The sequence below is a fragment of the Lacipirellula limnantheis genome (genome assembly GCF_007746075.1).
Lineage (GTDB): Bacteria > Planctomycetota > Planctomycetia > Pirellulales > Lacipirellulaceae > Lacipirellula > Lacipirellula limnantheis.
Genome location: NZ_CP036339.1, coordinates 5,847,065 through 5,867,509, shown reverse-complemented (window position 1 = coordinate 5,867,509; position 20,445 = coordinate 5,847,065). Strand labels below are relative to the sequence as shown.

Annotated in this window: 13 protein-coding genes; all 13 read left to right on the top strand. The window is 60.1% G+C overall.

What is annotated here, in order from left to right; genetic code table 11:
* Nucleotides 1-25: 25 nt before the first annotated feature.
* Nucleotides 26-970 carry an NAD-dependent epimerase/dehydratase family protein gene (locus I41_RS22800; RefSeq protein ID WP_145435251.1) on the top strand — a complete coding sequence of 315 codons (945 nt, stop codon included), beginning with the start codon at nucleotides 26-28 and terminating at the stop codon, nucleotides 968-970.
* The gene (locus I41_RS22795; protein ID WP_246133731.1) at nucleotides 957-2,042 is read left to right on the top strand and encodes a dihydrodipicolinate synthase family protein; all 1,086 of its coding nucleotides are present in this window, start codon (nucleotides 957-959) and stop codon (nucleotides 2,040-2,042) included. The genes I41_RS22800 and I41_RS22795 overlap by 14 nt, the downstream gene beginning before the upstream one ends.
* 190 nt (nucleotides 2,043-2,232) lie before the next feature.
* The gene (locus tag I41_RS22790; protein WP_210421039.1) at nucleotides 2,233-3,399 is read left to right on the top strand and encodes an enolase C-terminal domain-like protein; all 1,167 of its coding nucleotides are present in this window, start codon (nucleotides 2,233-2,235) and stop codon (nucleotides 3,397-3,399) included.
* Between the two features lie 146 nt (nucleotides 3,400-3,545).
* On the top strand, nucleotides 3,546-5,462 hold the full coding sequence (locus I41_RS22785; protein WP_145435247.1) for a primary-amine oxidase: 1,917 nt from the start codon (nucleotides 3,546-3,548) through the stop codon (nucleotides 5,460-5,462).
* A 50-nt stretch (nucleotides 5,463-5,512) separates the two neighbouring features.
* On the top strand, nucleotides 5,513-5,845 hold the full coding sequence (locus I41_RS22780) for a hypothetical protein (protein ID WP_145435245.1): 333 nt from the start codon (nucleotides 5,513-5,515) through the stop codon (nucleotides 5,843-5,845).
* Nucleotides 5,846-6,440: 595 nt separating this feature from the next.
* On the top strand, nucleotides 6,441-7,292 hold the full coding sequence (locus tag I41_RS22775) for a PEP-CTERM sorting domain-containing protein (RefSeq protein WP_145435244.1): 852 nt from the start codon (nucleotides 6,441-6,443) through the stop codon (nucleotides 7,290-7,292).
* 103 nt (nucleotides 7,293-7,395) lie between these two features.
* Complete coding sequence (locus I41_RS22770; RefSeq protein WP_145435242.1) at nucleotides 7,396-8,568, top strand: dockerin type I domain-containing protein; 1,173 nt, start codon at nucleotides 7,396-7,398, stop codon at nucleotides 8,566-8,568.
* A gap of 80 nt (nucleotides 8,569-8,648) precedes the next feature.
* Entirely contained in the window at nucleotides 8,649-9,842 is a 1,194-nt protein-coding gene (locus tag I41_RS22765; RefSeq protein ID WP_145435240.1) for a hypothetical protein, read from the top strand.
* 129 nt (nucleotides 9,843-9,971) lie between these two features.
* A complete protein-coding gene (locus I41_RS22760) occupies nucleotides 9,972-14,006 on the top strand; it encodes an FG-GAP repeat domain-containing protein (RefSeq protein ID WP_145435239.1) in 4,035 nt (1,344 codons plus the stop codon).
* Complete coding sequence (locus I41_RS22755; protein ID WP_168207101.1) at nucleotides 14,006-15,817, top strand: carbohydrate-binding family 9-like protein; 1,812 nt, start codon at nucleotides 14,006-14,008, stop codon at nucleotides 15,815-15,817. Before I41_RS22760 ends, I41_RS22755 begins: the two co-directional genes overlap by 1 nt.
* The gene (locus tag I41_RS22750; RefSeq protein ID WP_145435235.1) at nucleotides 15,814-18,822 is read left to right on the top strand and encodes a PVC-type heme-binding CxxCH protein; all 3,009 of its coding nucleotides are present in this window, start codon (nucleotides 15,814-15,816) and stop codon (nucleotides 18,820-18,822) included. Before I41_RS22755 ends, I41_RS22750 begins: the two co-directional genes overlap by 4 nt.
* A gap of 79 nt (nucleotides 18,823-18,901) precedes the next feature.
* Nucleotides 18,902-19,960 carry a DUF1559 domain-containing protein gene (locus I41_RS22745; RefSeq protein ID WP_168207100.1) on the top strand — a complete coding sequence of 353 codons (1,059 nt, stop codon included), beginning with the start codon at nucleotides 18,902-18,904 and terminating at the stop codon, nucleotides 19,958-19,960.
* 30 nt (nucleotides 19,961-19,990) lie between these two features.
* Entirely contained in the window at nucleotides 19,991-20,434 is a 444-nt protein-coding gene (locus I41_RS22740; RefSeq protein ID WP_145435231.1) for a hypothetical protein, read from the top strand.
* Nucleotides 20,435-20,445: the final 11 nt, after the last annotated feature.

The window sequence follows — 20,445 nt, the reverse complement described above, 5'->3', positions numbered from 1 at the left end:
CCGGACGAGTTCGACGTTTCAGCGCATGTCTGGCGACCTCTTGGTCTTAGGGGCCGGCGGCAAGATGGGGCCCTCGCTGGTGCGGATGGCGCGGCGCGCGGCCGATGCGTCGCAGCGCCATTGTCGCGTGATCGCCGTCAGTCGCTTCAGCGATGAACAAGCTCGCCGTCAATTAAGTGACGTTGGGGTCGTCACGCTCAGCGGCGACCTGCTCGACCCGCAGTTCCTCCGGACTCTGCCCGACTGCGAAAATGTGATGTTCATGGCGGGATTTAAGTTTGGCGCCACCGGCTCGCCTGGGGCGGCTTGGGCGACGAACGCCTATTTGCCGGGCGCCGTGATGAACCGGTTCCGGGGCAGCCGCATCGTGGCGTTCTCGACCGGGAATGTTTACGGAATGACCGACGCCGCAGGTCGGGGGTCCGTCGAGACTGATGAATTGCGCCCGGTTGGGGAATACGCCATGAGCGCGGTGGGTCGCGAGCGAGTCATCGCGTTTTTCAGCGATGCTCACCAGACTCCGACAGCGATTGTCCGGCTAAACTATGCCGTTGATTTGCGCTACGGCGTCCTGGTGGACTTGGCGACAAAGGTATTTCGAAACGAGCAGATCTCACTGGAGATGGGCTACTTCAACTGCATCTGGCAAGGGGACGCCAACGCCATGGCGCTGGCTTGTTTTGATTTGACGGCGACGCCATCCCGAGTCCTCAATCTGACAGGCCCCGACGTCATTTCCACCCGCAGCGTCTGCGAAGAGTTCGGCCGACTGATGAACCGCAACGTTAGATTCGTTGGCCAAGAGACCTCCACCGCATTGCTGAGCGATGCGGGGCGAACGCTGAACACGCTGGGGCCTTTGAGGGTCACGTCGGAAGAGCTGATTCACTGGACGGCCGAGTGGGTCAGCCGCGGCGGCGAGACCTTAAATCGTCCCACACATTTTGACGTGATCGATGGCAAATTCTGACCTCATCCGACCAATGACGTCCGTCGGCCGGCGCGCCGAGAGCGCTGCGACGCTACGTCAAGGGTGCGTCATACCGGCTCATCCGTTGGCGCTCGACAGCCATCGACGCCTCGACGAGCGTCGGCAACGGGCGTTAAGTCGCTATTATCTTGCAGCCGGCGCAGGCGGCTTAGCGGTGGGCGTCCACACGACGCAGTTCAAGATTCACGATCCTCGCTGCGGACTTCTGGAACCGGTGTGGCGACTAGCTCAGGAGGAATTCGACCGCTTCGAATCGAGCGGGAGCGGCAAGCTAGTGCGAGTCGCGGGCATTTGCGGCGAGACGGCGCAAGCGGTCAGCGAGGCTGAGCTAGCGGCGCAGCTTGGCTACCAATTCGGTTTGGTGAACTTAACGTCGCTCGGGCGCTGCGACATTGAATCGATGATCGATCATTGTCGCCTCATTGGCGAGCAGTTGGGAATTTTTGGCTTCTATTTGCAGCCAGCCGTCGGTGGAATCGAGCTTCCTTATGGGTTCTGGCGTCGATTCTGCGAGTTGGAAAACGCCTACGCGATCAAGGTCGCGGCCTTCGATCGCTACCGGACGCTTGACGTCGTGAGGGCGGTCGCCGACAGCGGTCGCCGTGACATCGCCCTCTACACCGGCAACGATGACAGTATCCTAATCGATCTGCTAACTGCATTCGACTTCGGCGAAAATTCGCTGCGCTTCGTCGGCGGCCTCCTCGGCCAGTGGGCCGTTTGGACGTCGCAAGCGGTCAACCTTCACCGGCGTTGCCAGGAAGTTGGCGGCGACGCTCTGCTGCCCGCTGAACTTCTCAGTCTGGCGGCCAGCCTCACCGACGCGAACAGCGCCATCTTTGACGCGGCAAACCGATTCAAGGGCTGCGTTCCCGGGATTCATGAGATTTTGCGCCGGCAAGGCCTCCTAGCAGGGAACTGGTGCCTGGATGATGACGAACGCCTAAGTCCAGGCCAGGCAGCTGAGATCGACCGAGTTAGCAGGCAGTACCCCGACCTTTCCGACGACGAGTTCGTACGCAAGCATCTGGCCGCTTGGTTATCGGACTGAGGTGCGATGTATCAGGGCCTGCCGTTCTTCTCTCAATCCTCATTCCCGTAAAGTAAAGCGGATGACTTCAGCCACGACGTCTCGGCTTGCTGCACGCGTTTGCTCGGCCGAGACCGAATTTATTCCACGTCGCCTCGCCACGCCGCTTCAACTGAGCACGGGCGCTATTCGCGAAATAACCGAGGCCCGAGTGACTGTGACGGTCGAGACGACCGGCGGGCGACTTGGAGTGGGCCAGGGATCGATGTATTTGAGCGATCTTTGGGCGTGGCCCGATCCGGCCCTCTCGCACGAACAGCGCGACGTCGTCCTGCGGCGGCTATGCGAGACCGCTGCCCGCGAGTTGCCAAGGTTAGCAGGCAACGATCGGCTCCACCCCTTGGAGTTCGGCCTGCAGCTTCACCAGTGGGCGTGCCACGATCTCGATATTGCCGAAGATCCGCCGTCGTTGGCGCGCGCGATGTGCATCAGCCCGTTCGACGCTGCGGTGCACGACGCGGTCGGCGCCGCCGTCGAACTCTCCGCGTTCTCCTTTTACGACGAGCCGACTCCGCTGCCGCTGCTAGATCGCTACTTTCCCCAGGGGGGCGCCTCCTCCATTGCGAGGCTTATGCAAAAGCCCAGGCGCGAGTTGCCTGCGTGGTGGGTTGTTGGCAAATACGATGACCTGGCCGATAGCCTTGAACCGGCCATCAAAAAACATGGCTATCGTTCGCTTAAGCTGAAGATTACGGGCAGCGACCCTGTCGCCGATGTAGCGCGAACCATCGAGGTTTTCCAATTCGCAACGCGGCTCCTCGATGCGCCGCCGACGATCACCGTCGATAGCAATGAGGCCAATCCGGATCTTTCCAGCGTCGTGGAGTATCTCGATCGTCTTGAGGCGAACGACGCAGCGGCATTTGCAGCACTCGCCTACCTGGAGCAACCGACGGGCCGCGATATCGTCGTTGACCGTTTTGATTGGCGATCGGTAACCGCTAGGAAACCGGTCTTGCTAGACGAAGGCCTCACGGATTTGGAGATTCTCCCCGAAGCGCAGGCGCAGGGCTGGAGCGGCGTAGCGCTGAAAACGTGCAAAGGGCACAGCATGCTGCTCGCCGCCGCGGCATGGGCCCACGACCACGGCATGCTGCTGTCGCTACAGGACTTAACGAACCCCGGCGTTGCGTTGATCCACGCTGCGGCCGTCGGCGCTTACTTGCCGACAATCAACGGCGCCGAACTCAACTCCCCGCAGTTTACGCCTGATGCGAACGACGAATTCTTGCCACGGCTCGCTGAACTGTTTATACCACGACACGGCGTCCACCGACTCCCAGCAGCTTGGCCTGCCGGACTAGCATCATGCCTCTAATGCGCAACCGGTTCGAAAGATGACATAGCTCGCGCCCCCACATGCACTTCGTCGACAGTCGGCCTCGCTAGGCGGATCGCGAGGCTGACTTTTCCTCGGCGATACGTCGATTTCTACTTCATGCCTGCAACAAAGGTCCGCCAATCATGTCACACGCACTTCGTCATCCACTCGAACCGCTGAGCGCTGCGGAGGTTGTGACCGCAGTTAAGATATTGCGTGATTCCGGTCGAGTGACGCCTACCACTCGCTTTGTGTCGGTCAGTCTGCGAGAGCCGGCGAAACACTTCGTCCACGCCCCCGCAGATCATCCGCTGCCGCCCCGAGAGGCAGAGGCCGTGCTTTTCGACAATGCGCAGAATGCGTGTTATGAAGCCGTCGTCTCGATTACCGAAGGACAAGTGACGACATGGCGGCATGTTCCGGATGTTCAGCCGACGATGACCGTCGACGAGCAAATCGAGTGCGAGCAGGCGGTCCTGGCAAGCCCTGAGTTTCGTGCGGCGCTTCTCCGCCATTGCGGGACTGAAGACGTAAATCTCGTCATGGTCGACATCTGGAGCGCCGGGAACTACGGCGCGTCGGAAGAAGGCGCCTGCCGACTCGCCCGTCCGCTCTGCTTCCTGCGGAGCGACCCGACAGACAATGGTTACGCTCGACCAATTGAAGGCATTCGACCGGTCGTCGACCTGAACCGGATGGAGGTGATCCGTATTGAGGAGTACGGAATCTGGCCGCTTCCGCCAGAATCTTGCAATTACGCATCCAATCGAGTCTCACCGCAACGCGATGACATTCGTCCGCTGCAGATCGTTCAGCCCGATGGCCCGAGCTTTGCGGTCCAAGGGAATCAAGTGGAGTGGCAGCGCTGGAAGTTCGTCATCGGCTTCAGCGCACGCGAGGGACTCACCCTGCACCACCTGCGCTACCTCGACGGCGACCGCGAGCGATCAATTCTCTACCGCGCGTCGCTGACAGAGATGGTCGTGCCTTACGGCGATCCAAGTCCGACTCAACGGCGAAAGAACGCTTTCGACGTCGGCGAGTACGGCATGGGCATGTGCGCCAACAGCCTGACGCTGGGATGCGATTGCCTGGGGCTCATTCGCTACTTTGACGCCCACCTCACGACGAGTCGAGGCGAGTTACTCACCGTAGAAAACGCCGTTTGTATGCACGAAGAGGACTTTGGAATCCTGTGGAAACACACGGATCGCCGGTTGAACAAACCGGAGGTCCGTCGCTCGCGAAGGTTGGTCATCTCATCCGTCTCGACGGTCGAGAACTACGAGTACGGCTTCTTCTGGTACCTATACCAAGACGGCAATATTCAGTTCGAAATCAAGCTGACCGGAATCTTGTCTCTGGGAACGTCGCCTGCGGAGGACGCGCCGGCGTTCGGCTCTCTCGTGGCTCCTCGATTGTACGCTCCCAATCATCAGCACTTCTTCAACGTGCGACTCGACTTTGATCTCGACGGTCCATCAAATTCCGTCGATCAACTTGACGTCGTGCCCTCAACGATTGATGACGACAACCCGTTTGAGAACGCCTTCTATTGCAAAGCGACACGGCTACAGTCGGAGCAGCAAGCGCGAGCCAACTTGAACCTGGAGTCCGCTCGCACGTGGAAGATCGTCAACCGCCGTGAGCTGAACCACGTCGGGCAGCCCGTTGGGTATCGCTTTCTTCCGGGCGACAATGCGAGTCCGTATGCGTCGCCTAACTCGTCATGGCGCCGTCGGGCCGGATTCGTTGAGAATCACGTGTGGGTGACGCCCTATCGCCCCGACGAGCGTTATGCCGCCGGCGAGTATCCCAATCAAAGCGAGGGCGGCGACGGGTTGATCCGTTGGACGCAGCAGGATCGCGGAGTAGACGACCAGGACATCGTCGTTTGGTACACCTTCGGTCATACGCATCTGCCGCGGCCCGAAGATTATCCGGTAATGCCGGCAGCCTACATCGGCTTTCTCTTAAAGCCGGCAGGCTTCTTTCGCCACAATCCCGCCAATGATCTCCCGCCATCCGCCGCCGTGGAAAAGACTTCGTGCTGCCACTGATCGCGTATGCCAACGCTTCAAGTCGAATCCGTAGGTGCAGGAGAGCAGCGATGTGCCCGGTATGTTGGATGACTGCGTTCGCATCGATCTCGATATTCGTCGCCATGGCGGGGGCCGTGGTCGCGATGCGTGATCGATGGTCCCTCGGCATCGCAGCGCTATTGGGCGCCCTCAGTGCGGCACGAGCGCTGCAGTTGGCCGACGATGCGCCGCAACTCATAACGCTCGTTGGTTTTCTTCTCGCAACTCGCGTTGCCTGGGTCGTCGCGGCTGGACCTGATCGCATTGCTTGGGGCGAACTCTGGGTACGCGCTAAAGCACGGGCCACCAGCCTGTGTCCTGCAAGAAGGTCGCTCGCCCAGCAAGACGGCAGAGCCGACTAGCCATTTACCGCTCGGTTGACGCTCGCTCGTGAGCTCTGGTCCGAAAGTGACGTGTTAAGCGTAGCGTTGATCGGTCCTAACGTGACCGCATGACATTCATGGATATTGCATTCACTTTGGGCGATAGGCCGGCCACGACAACCTGCTTCTTTACGGCATGGCACCCGCTCAGTCCCTCTGGCAAAAGCCGGCCATGCCCCTCAGGATTTCCCGAAATGGCGAGCATTTGTCGGCAATTTATGCTCACCAGGAATTGTCGCGAAACTTTGCAGAAAAGATTTGACATTGGGCGGTTTACCGATAAACTGCCGTAAAGTGAATGCACGGTTACTCGAACATAACACTTAGCAGGCAGGAAAGGAGGGCAGGGCGACGAGTGGAATGACTCGTCGAATCTTCAGACGGCGGCATCAGAGAAGCGGCTACTACCAGCTTGCCAAATCTTCGTGATTGGCGGGCATAGTCTTTTTATAAGACTGAGTTTGGTAACGCCGGCGCCTTCGCATGATTGGCGAAGGGCCATGTTGTCGCCTCAACAAACCGTTGAGGCTGCCCATTCCTTTGATTTCGGCATCGTCCGGAAGAGGTTAGCCCAATGAGATTGAATCGTGTTGCTCTTCTACTGTGTGCTACCGCCTTGGCGATCACGCTCGCCCCTCTGAGCCGAGCAGCAGTCCTGCTGGACGAGAACTTTGACGATGACGCAGTTGGCACGATTGCCAACACAATCGACATCGCTTTAGGCGCCAACGGCCCCGGTTCCGACATGGAAGTGGTGGGGCCCGGCAGCAGTTACACCGAACCGTTCGGACCGTCCGGCAACCACAGCCTGGTGTTCGACAACTTCAATGGCGGTTCCGCCAATCCGAACGTCTGGCCGTTCGCCGTTTGGAACAACGAACTGGGGCAGCCGGGCAATACCTACCGTGAAGGTACGCTCGAGTTCGACTTGTATCTGAACAATGACGTCGTCAACGGCGTCGATCAAAAATTTTGGACCTACGTCGACCTGCGGATCGGATTTAACACGGCGTTTCCGAATACTGCCGGCGATACGATCGTGTATGGTAACTTTCGCGTTCAGGACGGCGTTGGCTACTACTTCTTCGATAACGCGTTTGGTCCGTCAAACGGTCATCCGATCCTTCCCGACACGGTGCACTCAGTGAAGTACACCGTTTTGCCGAATGAGACCTACACGCTGCAGGTCGATGGCAACTATGTGGAAAAGGATGGATCGAAGTTCGTTCCGTGGCGCGCGACGGGCGCCGGAAAAGGCTTTAACGTGCTCGCCATCGGTTCAGCGTTCGGGCCTAACTTTCTTACGAACAATCCCTTCTACCTCGACAACTTGAAGGTGACCGCGACGCCAGAGCCGGCAACGCTCGGTTTGGGGGCAACGGCGCTGGCGGCATTTGCAGCCGTCGGGCGCCGGCGTCGTCGGTAACCTCACCAGTTGCTCGCGGGACTGGTCGATTGCACGGCCAGTTCCGCGAGGTTTTCTTCCGTTGTTACAAGTGTCGGCCGAATTGAAGTCAGGAGCGCACATCGTGGAACACGTTGATTACCAGCGGCGAGTCAGCTCACTTCTTGCCCCGTTGGCGGTTCTCTTGGGAACCTTGGTTCTTGCTCCGACTGCCCATGGGGCCAGAGTGATTCTATCCGAGAACTTTGAGAGCGACCTCCCAGACACGTTGCCGGCAAGCGCCGACTTCTACGCCCGCAGCGTCGTCGGCTTCGTGAATCCAAATACGGAACCAGCGAAAATCGCCGTTTCGGGCGGGGCCTTCCCCGATCCGTTCGCCGTTGATAATCAAAGTCTGGTGTTCCATAACCCGAACAGCGCCGCCCAGATGGCAATCACTTGGACGTCAATTTTCGATGACGACCCCGCCGGATTCCGCAATGGCTCGATCGAGTTTGATCTCTGGATGGCGAAGCCCCTCCCGCAGCTTGGCGCTCCTGGGGGAAAATTTTGGTCATTCCTTGACGCTCGCATCGGCTATGGCGGCGCCGAGCGATCGGGAGTTTCGACGAACGGGGACGTAACTGTCTGGAACAACATTCGCATCCAGAACGTGTTTGGCGTACCCGAGCCGGTGGAGAGCGTCGTCGATGCCGGGGCTCAATTCACCGTGGGGCTGCAAACGACGTACACCGATCCCTCGCCGGGGCTGATGGGCCCAGATCTGTCGTTTCATGTAAAGATCGTCTTCGATGGGACCGTCGGCAACGAAACGTCGACCTTCTACATCAACGACACGCCGATCACTTGGCTGCAGGACGGGGCGATGGAGCACCCCTGGGCGCCAGGCGCGCCTGGCGTGAACGTGGTGTCGTTCCTGACGGACGCCAGCGCGTTCTTCTCGGGAGGGGCTACCAACGTTTATATGGACAATCTCGTCGTGATCAACGACGACCTCTCCCCGCTAGGCAATGGAGACTACAACGGCGACTCTCGCGTCGACGGAGCCGACTTTCTGCTGTGGCAGTCGCTACTGGGCGCCGCGGTCACGCCGGGAACCAGCGCCGATGGCAACGGCAACGGCGTCGTCGACGCCGCTGATCTTAGCATCTGGCAAACGAACTTTGGCGCAGGCGCTGCAACCGCGGCGATTTCGTCGATCCCTGAGCCGACTGGAGTTTGCATGTCGTTGCTCGGTTCGGCATTTTACGTCGCAGCTCGTCGTCGAATGATGCTCGCGGCGAGATCGCTCGGCTAACGACTGGCGACCTACGTTCTCTGCCCTGATGGCAATGATTTGGAATCGCTCGGCCGTATGAGGACCCGGAGCCTGTTGAAATGAACAAACGAACGAGCCTCTTGGGCAGTAAGTTCGGGAGTCTGTTGGCAGCTCTATTCGCATTCACGTCATGTTCGGCGGGACTGCTCGATACAAACCGTGCCGCAGGCGCCAGGGTGATCCTTCGCGAAGACTTCGAAAGCGATCAGCCTGACGCCCAACCGGCCAGCGCCGACCACTACCAAGTTGGTTACGTTTCTTTCGTCAATCCGGCGACCGAACCTGCCCGGATTGTTGTCACCGGTGGAGCCTTTGCCGACCCGTTTGGTCCCGGGAACCAAAGTCTGGTGATTCACAATCCCAATAGCGCCACGCAGTCGCGAATTGCGTGGACTTCGATTTTCGGCGACGATCCGACCGCGTTCCGTAATGGCGTCATTGAGTTTGACGCTTGGATGGAGAAGCCGCTTCCAGTCTTGGGAGCGCCGGGTGGAAAGTTCTGGTCGTTTTTTGAGGTACGGGCTGGCTTTGGCGGTCCCGATCGATCGGAAGTTACGTCGGTCGGCGACGTGACGGTGTGGCCCAACTTTCGCATTCAGAACATTTTCGGCGAGCCCGAACCGAGAGACCAGATCGTCGACGCCGGCGGACGCTATTCGATCGGATTCGAGCCGACGTTTACTGACGGGAGCGACGACCTCTTCGGTCCCGATCGACCATTTCACGTCGCCATTGAGATTGACGATGGCGACGGCACGCCGACGACCGAGCGTTACGGAATCAAGATCAACGGTGCTCCGATCACGTGGTCGCAAACCGGCGAGTCGTCAAACTATTGGGTTCCGGGGGCGCCGGGCATTAATATTCTCGCGTTCTACTCCGATGCCAGCGCTTTTTTCTCGGGCGGCGCGTCGAACGCTTATATCGACAACTTGGTAGTCATCAACAACGACCTGCCGCCCTTGGGAAATGGCGATTACAACGGCGACCTGGCCGTCGATGGAGCTGACTTTCTTGTCTGGCAACGGACGTTTGCCGAAATGCCGGCGGCTGGAACTGGCGCCGATGGCGATGGCGATGGGCAGATCGGCGCCGGCGACTTGGCCGTTTGGCGAGAGGGTTTCGGCAGCCCTGCGGCACGGCCGACGAGCTCAGTCGTGCCCGAACCAGCGTTGGCGCTGCCGACGGTATTTGTTCTCACGGCAATCTCGGCTGCTTGCAGGCGCCGCCGCGCACTGGTTCTCGCTGCTTAACGCTCATCACAACGGCCGCCTCAATAGTATTAGTAGTAGCAGTTTCGCATGTTTCCCAAGAACGCAGATCAAGCGACTCGTCGAACCGCATGCCGAGAGTCGTCGCGCTCACGACCCAGCCAGTTTGAGTTGCTTGAGTCTCGTCTCGCGCTGAGCGTCACGATTCTGAGCGAGGACTTTCAAGACGATGTCGTCGGCGCTCAACCGAACAGCGCTGATCAGTTTTGGAATGCTGTTGGGCCGGAGTCATTTATTCAGGTGGCTGGCCCGGGCGGCGCTTACTCCGCGCCCTTCGGCGGCGCCGCCAACAAATCCCTCGTAATTGACGACGTCGGCGCCGCACAGCCGATCGTTAGCTGGCGCTCAGAATTCTCGGACGACCCGCACGCCTTTCAAACGGGCACAGTTGAGTTCGACGTATACTTGCCGCCGGCGGGCTCCAGGGATTGGACGTTTCTCGATTTCCGGTTGGGCTACGGCGGCGCTGGGCGCACGGCCCCGACGACCGTCAACGATACGACTATCTGGAACAGCTTTCGCATTAATCCTGGCGCGCCTCAGGGATTTATCCTCGACGACAATACAGGAACGTTTCTCGCGTCGATCACGCCAAACTCGCTGCTGCACCTGCGGTACGATTTAGATGGAGCGACGCAGACGTATCGGCTGACAGTCAATGGGACGCTCGTCAACGCCGGCGGGAGTCCCAACCGGCCGTGGCGAGCGGGCGCTACCGGCGTCAATATGATGGGGTTTTTCGGCGCCTACCCAGCGAGTTCGGCGCCGGTCTACGTCGATAACATCACCGTCGTCAACGCCGCAGCATCGCCTGAACCCTGGACGCCTCCCAGCGGCGAACCGACGGACCTCTTGCAATGGTATCAGCATCGCGGCAACAAGCGCCTGACGGGCGAGGCGACTGTAGCGCAAAATGTATTGGCATCTCCTGAAATTCTGTGGTCGGAGTATATTGGCTCACAGTCCGCTCTGGTCGCGGCTGCTCCCGCAAGCGGCGCCGACGTCGTCCCAATCCCAACGGCGACGCTTGCCATGTCGGCCGCCGAGACTGCGTCGTGGGGCATCGGCGGGCCCTATTTTGATCTAGCTGGGAACGGGACGCTCGTCGCGCAGGCGACATCGTCAATCCGTCGCGTGGGTGATTTCATCCCGGGCAACGGGCTGATGGAAAAGATCGAGGGCGAGGTCTTCGATCCGACCTTCGGTCAGGGAGTGATTCGACTCTCCGTCTTTCAGAACGGCGCCTGGGTTCAGCAGTGGCAATCGGCCCAGATTCCATCGATGTTTGGCATCCCTAATCTGACGGTTGGGGATTTTGACAACGACGGCGTCAATGAAGTGGCGGTCGTGCCGTGGACCAGCCTCTATATCCTTAACATCAATACCGGCGCTCTGGAGCGGACTGGCGTCTACAAGCCTGCTGCCAATGAGTCGGGGCGCGGGTATGGCTGGCTCGGAGCTTATAACCTAACTGGCGACGCGCGGCAGGAACTCGTCGTGATCGGCGATTTCCAGGACTACATTAGCGTGATGGGCTGGAACGGCAGCGGCAACCTCGTCCAGCTATGGACTCACGTCTTCGACCCGCGACTCGCAGGCAAGCAAACCAGCCACCGCCCCATGGCGTTCCCCGTCCGCGACGTCACGGGGGATGGTCGACCGGAGATCATCACCTCCATTTATAACGAGACCGGTGATCAGCGTTGGCACCTCCTCGTGTTCGATTCGGCCAATGGCGCGATCCTGTACAATCTGATTGATCGCGTGATTGAGGGTGCGAGAGACGTCAACGGCGACGGCGATTTTGAACTGTTCGTCCAAGCGACTGACGGAGCGTTGATACCGGCGGCATCGACGGTCCAAATTCTGGATTGGACCGGAGCTGGATTTGCCACGCTCTGGAGCCAGCCAGATGCTGCGTTCGTCCGCGCAGACTTGGCTGATTTTCCGCTCAACGTCAACAGCGCAACCTCGACCGGCAAAAGCGATTTGCTCACGGGACGATTGGCCGCCGGTCAGCCCGAGACGTTCTTCACTCGTCGGTCACTCGACGCGCAGGCCGCGACGACGGAGATCACGGCGTGGCAACTTACCGGAACAGGCGGAGCGACGGCGATCGGCGGGGCAACTGGGGTTAACTTGAGCGTTACGGCCGTGAGGCAAGCCTCTTCCGGGCAGGCGAGCGTCTTGTTCTCCACGGAGTTTCTCGGAACTGCCGGACTGGCCACTGGAGACTATGACGGTAGCGGCGTCGTCGACGGCAACGACTTCCTCAGCTGGCAGCGCCAACTGGGACTTTCGGTCGTCCCGGGCGCCGGCGCCGACGGCAACGGCAACGGCGTGGTAGACGCCGGCGACTTGGAATCATGGCGGACTCACGTCGGCGCCCGCGCACCCAACGCCGTCGAGTTGACCGGCTTCTTCGGCAATCCAGTTACCTCGCAAAAGGGAGCGCCGCCGCGTTCAAGCGTCGTTGTGGGGCGACTCGATGGTCCCACAAGCGCGCCGACGGTTGTCGTCCAAGGCGGCTCGCAGTCGATGGTTGCGCTGCAACCCAATCTGGACGGCTCCGTCGATCGAGTTTGGAGCCAACCAGGGATTGGCGGCTTTACGGGAGCGACGCAATTTCAAGGCCAGCATGAATACAGCGGCGCCGCGCTCGCAGACGTGAACGGCGACGGCAAGCTGGAAACGCTATTCGCCGCCGAAGGACCGGCTGGACAGGCCAGGTTAGTGGCTGCTGCGTCCAACGGTACGGCCGTATGGACGCATGATTTCGATGTGCCGGGAGGGACGCGCCAGTGGAATCAGCCGGGACTAACGCTATGGCGCACCGGCCATTTCCGCAGCACGGAGTACGAAGACGTCCTCGTGCAATTGATGCGCGGCAGCGGCGGCACAGGCGAGTTTCAGTTGCTCGACGGCCGCAACGGATCGCTCGTGTGGACTCGCTCCTATGGTAACTCCGTCGGGAGCAGCCCCGTGCTGCGAAACGCCGGCGAAGCGCAGATGGTCGTGTACGACTGGGATGGAGACGGCCTTGATGAGGCCGTCAATGTGCATCCCGATATGTTCTACGTCGTCGACGGCGACGGTGACAATCTGATCGATCGCTCGATTTACAATGGGGGCGTTTTTGCCGGCGGATCTCCGCTCTACGGCACTCCCATCGTCGCCGACTTCATGAACAACCAAACAGATTCGATTCTGTTCGCGGGGGGATACTCGCAGCTTGGCCTGATGACAAAATCGGGGGTGGACGTCTGGCACACGCCATTCATCTATGACAACACGCCAGGGTTTATCCAAGGGGTCGGCGACGTCGACGGCGACGGAGACCTTGATCTGCTCAGCGTGGGGCATCCTTCGGCGCCGGGGGTCGACACTCAATCGCGGTTTCATGCCTATGACGCCAAGACTGGCGCACTACTGTGGACGGTCAACTTGCCTGGACGGGCCCATGCACCGGTCGGCGGCGCCTATACCGATACGCCGACGCTTTCGATCTCCGGGGACGTCGACAATGACGGCCGAGTCGAGTCGATTTTCGCCATCAACGGCACGCTCTATGTCGTCGGCGCCAATCCCGGCGGCACATCTGGATCCATCGAATGGACCTTCACGCCAGATAATGGATATCTCGGTTCGCCCGTTCTGGCCGATGCCAATGGCGACGGCCTGCTGGAGATCGTCGTCGTTTCGACAAGCGGGATGGTGTACGGCATTGGCACACCCGCAGCGGCGTTGGCGTCGTCAGCGCTGAGCATAACAGTTGCAAGTGACGTCATTGAGTCGAATGAAAGCATCCCTGTGGCCCAAGAGTCGCTAAGGATGCCGACTACGGCGAACGTCAGCTGGCTCCAAGGACTAGTAGGGCTGCAATTAGCCCCTGGAGAGTCAGAGCAAAACGAGTCTCCGCTGGCGCTTGTTTTCGACGAATTCCTCGTCCAGACGCAGCGAAAGATGAAATCTGTTGGCGGCACTGATAGCGATCGTGCAGAGGGCGTCATTCCGTCCCCTAACACGAAGACGCACGCGATTTCCGATGCGGCTTTAGAGGATTGGCACGCCTGGGCCGGCTCGACAGCGGATGCCGACGAATTCCTGCTCGGCGTCGAACTTGATGAGGCTTACGGCTTGGAATGATGCGTCTCCGCACAATACTTGCGATGCGGATTGGCACGCTGCTGAGGGTGCTATGCATCATCTGCAGTTCGCAAGCAGCCAGCATAGCGGCAGAGCGTGGAGCTCTGCCAAGTTCTGTCATCTACCGCGCATCCCAACCGATTGTGATTGACGGGCGCCTCGACGAAGCAGACTGGCGTAACGCAACGTCGATTGGCGAATTCCAATTTCCGTGGTTCAAGGAGGGAGCCCGCGAGAACTCAGTCGTCAAACTACTCTGGGACGCCGAGAACCTGTACATCGGCTGCGTCTGCGACGATCGTCATATCGCGGCCCGCGCCGCCGAGCATGACGGCGCAGTCGCGCAGGACGATTGCATCGAGATCATGGTTTCGCCAGACGCTTCGCTGCCAAAGCGGTACTTCAACGTCGAGTGGAACGTTCTGGGCGGCTACGTCGACGGACACCGGCCCAACGGCGCGGAAGGAGGCCGCGTGGAATGGAACGCCGATGGCGTTCAGGTCAAAGGCCAGACGGAAGGCACGGTCAACGACGACTCTGACGAGGATCGCTGCTGGGTCACGGAAACAGTGATCCCGCTCGCTAACTTTCGGGAGTTTATGGCGGAGTATCCGCCAGAGGAAGGAACTGAGTGGCGGGCTAACTTCAATCGACATGGCGGAGAGGTGAATCAGCAGTACAGTCAGTGGTCCGCCGTCGACTCGCCGACGCCCGCCTTCCACGCGCCGCATCGCTTCGGCACGCTCACGTTCAGCGAAGAAACCAACGCTATCGATCGCTCGAATTCCAGGTACGGCGATCGTCTCGATCTGACCTACCTGATTGACGACGCCGGTCAGCGCGTCGCGATCAAGGCGCCGGCGGACTGGGACCAGCGGCGCAAACAAATCGTCGCTGCCGTCGAGGAAGTCATGGGGACGTTTCCACGACCAGCCATTGCCCAGCCCCTGGACGTCGAGGTGCTCGAAGAGATTGTTGAAGATGACTACATTCGTCGCAAAATCGCCTACCATACCGATCGATCCGATCAGCGCGTCACCGCTTGGCTGCTCCTCCCGAAGACCGTTGCCCCAGCGGAGCGTCATTCGCTTCCAGCCGTTCTCTGCCTCCATCAAACGACGACTCCCGGGAAGGATCAACCTGTCGGATTGGCTGATCGCCCCAGTCTTCACTACGCCTTGGAATTGACTCGGCGCGGCTACGTGACTCTCGCGCCAGACTATCCTTCCCTTGGAGAGTACGGTTACGATTTTGAAGCTGATGAGTACGTCAGCGGGTCGATGAAGGCGATCTACGACAATACCCGCGCAATCGACGTGCTGCAGTCGCTTCCCGAGGTGGACCCGGAACGCATCGGCTGCATCGGGCATTCGCTCGGCGGTCACAACGGCCTCTTCACCGCCTTGTTCGATGATCGGCTCAAAGCAGTGGTCACCTGCTGCGGATTTACCCGGTTCGCACGCTACATGGGCGGCGATCTCACCGGCTGGTCAGGTCCGCGGTACATGCCGCGCATCGCGTCGGAGTATGGCCTCTGCCCGCAAAAAATGCCGTTTGACTTCCCGGAGATCATCACCGCGATCGCTCCCCGAGGCGTTTTCGTTGTTGCGCCGCTGCGAGACTCCAATTTCGACGTCGTCGGCGTGCGCGAGACGATGGCGGCGGCTGCTCCCATCTACGCGCTTTTGGGCGCTCAGGACCGACTGGCCGCCGTTTATCCGGATGCGGAACACGACTTCCCCAGCGAAAGTCGCGAGGCGGCTTACGAATTCATCGATGCAGTGATCGGAAAGCGAAACACGGAGCCATGAGCAGTCGATTTGAGATCCTGATTCTTCTCGTCGCCCTCTCGTTGCAGAGTGCTTCACACGGACAAGGATTTGATCCGACTGAAGCTGAAGAGCACATCACGGCGCTTGACGGCGTCCGCGTCAAATTATTTGCCAGCGAACCCGAGGTCCGACAAGCGATCTTCGTCAAATGCGACGACCGCGGACGGGTCTGGACGATTCAATATCTGCAGTACCCGAACCCCGCAGGCCTCCAACGCGTCAAAGTCGATCGCTGGTCGCGAACGGTTTACGATCGAGTTCCCGAGCCGCCGCCGCGCGGTCCCAAAGGTGCGGATCGCATCACCATCCTCACTGACCACGATGGCGACGGTCACGCCGACGCGGCAAAAGATTTTGTCTACGGCCTCAATCTCGCGACGGGCGTGGAGTTTGGGCACGGCGGCGTCTATGTCCTGCAACCCCCTTATTTGCTGTTCTACCCCGATAAAAACCGAGACGACGTTCCCGACGGCGACCCCGAGGTGCTGCTTACAGGCTTCGGCATGGAAGACGCCCAGTCGATGGCCAATCATCTCACTTGGGGGCCTGACGGTTGGCTCTACGGCGTGAACGGCAGCACGACGACCTGCCGCATCAATGGACTGGAGTTTCAACAGGGCTGTTGGCGCTACCATCCGCTCTCCAAAGAGTTTGAACTCTTTTGCGAGGGGGGGCTTAACTGCTATGGGCTGACCTTCGACGCCAACGGCGAGCTTTTCTATTCGACCAACGGCGGACCGTTCGTTCATGCGGTGCAAGGGGGGTACTTCTACAAAAGCTTTGGCAAGCACGGCCCGCTCCACAATTTATTTGCCTACCATTACTTCCCGCAGCAAGAATGCGATCAGGCGCCTGGCGGACCGCCGACTGGCGGGACGATCTACAACGGCGGCGCCCTACCTGAAAGGCTTAAGGGGACGTTCGTCGCGGGAAACTTTCTCGGGCACACCGTGTCGTGGTGGAATCTAACGCCTAACGGCAGCACCGTCCGTGCAACCTACGGCGGCGAGCTAGTCAACACCCACGACGCGTGGAGCGGTCCGACCGACGTCTGCATCGGCCCTGACGGATCGGCCTACGTCAGCGACTTCTTTGACCAACGTACGGCGCACCCCGATCCAGATGCGAACTGGGACCGCTCCAACGGACGAATCTATCGAATTGAAGCCGTCGATCAGGCTCCTGCGGAACCGATCGACTTAGCCGCCCTCTCATCGACTCAGCTTGTTGAACTACTCAGGTCGCCAAACCGTTGGCGGGTCGATCGCGCGCGGGTCGAACTGGCGAATCGCCGCGACCAGACTGTCGTGCCTCAACTCAAGGAAATGGTTCGCCAGTCGAACGACGCCCAACTGGCGCTCGAGGGTCTGTGGGCGCTGAACGCCGTCGGCGCCCTCGACGGCGCGCTAGCGGCGGAGCTTGTCGCTCATCCTGCGGAGTACGTCCGCTACTGGGCGATCCGCCTGTTGGGAGATCGCCGCGATGTTTCTGAACGCGATTTCGAGGCCCTGCTAAATGCCGCGAAGGCGGAAGACAACCCCCGAGTGCTAGCCCAACTTGCCGCATCCGCCAAACGGCTGCCTGGCCCACAATGCTTGACCATTGTCGATCAGTTGCTGCAGCGCGGCGCCGGCGCCGACGATCCGCGCGTGCCGTGGCTCCTCTGGTGGGCGATTGAATCGAAGGCGATGTCCGACATTCCCGAACTTCTCCAGATGTGCAGTAGCAAGGAGGCTTGGTCTTCAGGCCCCAGAGCTGCTAATTCGCTCCGCTTGCTGCGACGCTGGGCGGCGGACGGTTCGGCCGCCGGCTACGATGCCTGCGATCAACTGCTGGCCTCGGTTCCCGCCGCGCAGCAGGACGCAGCGTACGACGCTGTTCGGCAGGGGCTTTCGGAGCGCGCCAAGGGGTTCGAAGAGATCACCCAAGGCGGGCTTTACGACCAACAGGCGCAACCCGGCGAAGGCGCTCCGGCGCTTCAGACGCGTCACTTTGAGCAGGTCAGCGGTCCGCTGCGTGACCACCTGCTCAACTTGTGGCATACGCGGCGGGACGAAGCCTCGCTCCTCGAAATTGCCTTGCGACTAGGCGATGATCAGGCGTATGCCGACCTGCGGGGAAAGGTTGGATCGGCGGCCGCACCGCTCGATGCGCAGCAGATCGCGCTGCTACGCGAATTTGGTCGACCAGACCTGGTCCCACTGCTGCTGCCGATGGTATCGCCCGCGGCCTCACCGCAACAATTGGAGGGAGCGCTCGCGCTCCTCGCCGGTTTCGATTCGCCGGAGATTACGCAGCACTTGCTGTCGATCTATGACGGCCTACCAGCCGAGTCTCGTCGGCAGGTGCGTGAAGTGCTATTCGCGAGACCCTCGTCGTCGGAACAATTTCTGCGGCTCGTCAACGACCAAGCCATACCGCCAGCTGAAGTCGCGATCGAAGAGCTCCGCCGTCTGGCGCTCCATCGATCCGATGCCATCGACGCGCTCGTTCGCAAACATTGGGGCAACGTCGGCCCCGGTTCCTCGGAGGAAAAGCTCTCGACGATGCGGCGGTTCAGCAACGATTTGCGCGCGGGGGCAGGCGATCCCCAAGCCGGCAAGCTGCTTTTCGCGAAGCATTGCGGCGTGTGCCACCAGCTTCACGGCGAGGGCCAGAAGATCGGACCCGATCTGACGTCGGCCAATCGGCAAGATCTGGCGGCCCTTTTAGGCAATATCGTTGACCCAAGTGCGGTGGTTCGCCGCGAATATGTCAATCACGTGATCGTCACCACGAGCGGACAAGTGGTGGGCGGGATTCTGGCCGATCAGACGGGCGCCGGCGTCACCGTACTGACGGCCGAGAACAAGCGAATCAACGTCCCCAACGATGAGATCGAGGAACTGACCGAATCCGAAGTCTCGCTGATGCCGGAGCGAATTCTGGAAGCACTCACTCCGCAAGAGCGACGCGATCTGTTTAGTTACTTGCAACAGCCATAGTTTTGCGTGGCGGCGCGCGGCGCCGCTCGATTGATCCCAATTGCGGCAGCGGCCTGATAAGCGTAGGAAGGAAATGAGGATGCGTTTTGCCACCTATTGCCGGCATCGACGGCGAGCCTGGACGCCGACCCGTACCGGCTTCACGCTGGTCGAACTTCTTGTCGTCATTGCCATCATCGGAGTCTTGGTCGGCCTGCTGTTGCCCGCCGTCCAAGCGGCGCGCGAGGCAGCGCGGCGATCGCAGTGTTCCAACAATTTGCGCCAGATGGGACTTGGATTCCAGAACTACCACTCCGCCAAGAATCATTTCGCTCCCGGTTGGCTGGAAGACTACAATCCCGTGCGCGCAGAGCGTAAATCAAATTTCCTCTGGGGCGCCGTGATCCTGCCGTACGTCGAACAGGCTGCGCTCCACTCGCAACTCGATTTCAACAAGCAGTCGACGGCGGGGACGCCCGGCGGCGCTGTCGACAACATTGATCTAATTTCCACCGAACTCCCGGGCTATCGCTGCCCGAGCGACCAGATCGAGGCCAACTCCAGTTCCATCGCCGCCAACGGAGGATTCACGCCCGCGATTCCCTCCCTGGCCGTCTCTAATTACGTCGGCAGCGGGACGACCTGTCTCGTGTGCTACTTTGGCCAACTGCCAGACAAGTCCGACGGTACCAATATCGACGTCGTGGGAGCATGTCGCCAGTTGCCGTTGCTGGCGCCGCTGGCGCAACTAACTCGTCAGAATGGCGTGATGTATCGCAATAGCGATACGCCGATTCGGCAAATCACTGATGGCACCTCCAATACGTTCCTCATCGGCGAACGCATCTTTGGCGACATCGTCGATCCGGGTACGGGGACGACGTTTTTCTCGCAGGCCTTCTGGGCCACCTTGCCTGCGCCAAGCAGCAATCAACAAGCCTGTTACGCTGGGCTGGCCGTAGCGGCCACTCGGTTCGAGAACGCCCTGAAGGCGCCGATGATCAACGGTCATCCCTACGGCTTCAGCAGTCGTCACGCGGGAGGCGTTCAAGTAGCGATGTGCGACGGCTCAGCGAGATTTATTCGCGATGAGATTGACGAGTACACGGTTGAATATCTCGTTCGCATCAGCGACGAGAATTCCATCGGCGAATTCTAAGCAACATTCCCAGGCTTCGCGGAGCGCATGATGCCCGACCGTTTTCTTCACGCCTGTGCAGCGATGGCTCTCTGCGCGCTCTTCACGGCATTCGTCGGCTGCGGCGACGCCCAGCCCGCTCGGGCGACCGTCTCCGGATTGGTGACGTTTCAGGGCAATCCAATCGAGCAAGGCGACATCATTTTCCAGCCTACCGACAAGGCCTGGAGTAAGTTCTATGCGCAGGGCAAGATCGTCAACGGGCGGTACGAGTTCTCGGAACGTGGACCGGTGATCGGGACCAATCGCGTCGAAGTTCATGGCTATAAGCGAACGGGAAAGAAGCGCCTCGACCTCGCCGGCAAGAATCTCAGCGAGCAAGTCGAGGTCATCGAAGAAGTCGTGCCGTATATTCCCCCTGAATTCAACGAGGCGAGCACGCTGACGACGGAGATCGCTCCCGGCTCGAATCCCGACGTTAACTTCAGTCTCTAAACCCGGCGGCG

Excerpts from the sequence above, each read along its gene's own strand:
- I41_RS22800 (WP_145435251.1), top strand. The coding sequence starts at position 26 with ATGTCTGGCGACCTCTTGGTCTTAGGGGCCGGCGGCAAGATGGGGCCC.
- I41_RS22795 (WP_246133731.1), top strand. The coding sequence starts at position 957 with ATGGCAAATTCTGACCTCATCCGACCAATGACGTCCGTCGGCCGGCGC.
- I41_RS22785 (WP_145435247.1), top strand. The coding sequence starts at position 3,546 with ATGTCACACGCACTTCGTCATCCACTCGAACCGCTGAGCGCTGCGGAG.
- I41_RS22780 (WP_145435245.1), top strand. The coding sequence starts at position 5,513 with ATGTGCCCGGTATGTTGGATGACTGCGTTCGCATCGATCTCGATATTC.
- I41_RS22775 (WP_145435244.1), top strand. The coding sequence starts at position 6,441 with ATGAGATTGAATCGTGTTGCTCTTCTACTGTGTGCTACCGCCTTGGCG.
- I41_RS22765 (WP_145435240.1), top strand. The coding sequence starts at position 8,649 with ATGAACAAACGAACGAGCCTCTTGGGCAGTAAGTTCGGGAGTCTGTTG.
- I41_RS22755 (WP_168207101.1), top strand. The coding sequence starts at position 14,006 with ATGCGTCTCCGCACAATACTTGCGATGCGGATTGGCACGCTGCTGAGG.
- I41_RS22750 (WP_145435235.1), top strand. The coding sequence starts at position 15,814 with ATGAGCAGTCGATTTGAGATCCTGATTCTTCTCGTCGCCCTCTCGTTG.
- I41_RS22745 (WP_168207100.1), top strand. The coding sequence starts at position 18,902 with ATGCGTTTTGCCACCTATTGCCGGCATCGACGGCGAGCCTGGACGCCG.
- I41_RS22740 (WP_145435231.1), top strand. The coding sequence starts at position 19,991 with ATGCCCGACCGTTTTCTTCACGCCTGTGCAGCGATGGCTCTCTGCGCG.